Origin of the sequence: Faecalicatena contorta (assembly GCF_001404335.1) — a bacterium.
Classification (GTDB): Bacteria; Bacillota; Clostridia; order Lachnospirales; family Lachnospiraceae; genus Faecalicatena; species Faecalicatena contortus_B.
Map to the genome: position 1 here is coordinate 1 of NZ_CYZU01000121.1, position 924 is coordinate 924.

The window sequence follows — 924 nt, forward strand, 5'->3', positions numbered from 1 at the left end:
GAAATCGAGCGGGACAAGATGATTGCGAAGAAAGAGCTACAAAGAGAGATTGGAGACATGGCTGTCCTTGCAGCAGGGAAAATCATAGGAGAAGAACTGAACCCGAAAAGACAGGCAGAAGTAGTAGAAAAGATTATAGAAGAAGCTGAGGATTCATCATGGAAAGAATAACAGAACAGACTGAGGTAAAGAAACTGTGCGGGCAAATAGATACAGTGACTGAAGAACTGGCTGTGCTGAAAAGACTCCTTATGGAGGAAGAGAACTTTTTCCAGATGCTGACGCTGGGTGAAATCGGGAAGGAAACAAGGCTTGGGTGGATGCGGGACATATTTGGGAGCCATATCAGCGATGAGACGCTGGCGTTCTTCTGCATCCTGTTAGACCGCCAGGGCCTGTACCATTTCAGCCAGGTGCTGGCCGAAGGGCTGGAGCTTCTGGGAGAAGAAAGGCAGGGGGTCCGTGGGACGGTATATTCGGTGGTGCCGCTGGAGAAGGAAATGGTGAAGCGCCTGGAAGAGCAGACGGCGGAACTGACCGGCAAGCCGGTGACCCTGGTAAACATGATCGATGAAGGCCTCATCGGCGGGGTATTGATCTCCGCAGACGGGAAACTCATTGATGCTTCCCTGAAGAAGAGAATGGAAGATTTAAGCTTGAGGCTTCGAAGCAGGCCGGAAGGGGGGAGTCCTCTATGATGTGGAATACAGAGGAGATCAGCAGCCAGATCAAAAAGCAGATAGAAACCTATACAAGCCAGATGGAGATCACGGATTTTGGCACCGTGCAGGAAGTGGGGGACGGGGTAGCCCGTGTGACAGGCCTGCGCCACTGTGTGGCGGGGGAACTGCTGGAGTTTTCCGGCGGGATCTACGGGATGGCCATGAACCTGGAGGAAAAGAATGTAGGGGCGGTTATCATCGG

1 protein-coding gene and 1 pseudogene are annotated in these 924 nt (G+C 52.3%); both read left to right on the forward strand.

The window, feature by feature from the left end; translation table 11 throughout:
* The first annotated feature begins 158 nt into the window (after window positions 1-158).
* Complete coding sequence (atpH, locus tag ARB69_RS25530; protein WP_055155418.1) at window positions 159-698, forward strand: ATP synthase F1 subunit delta; 540 nt, start codon at window positions 159-161, stop codon at window positions 696-698.
* A pseudogene (locus tag ARB69_RS25535) lies at window positions 695-924 on the forward strand (F0F1 ATP synthase subunit alpha); the annotation flags it as partial. The gene atpH and the pseudogene ARB69_RS25535, both read left to right, overlap by 4 nt.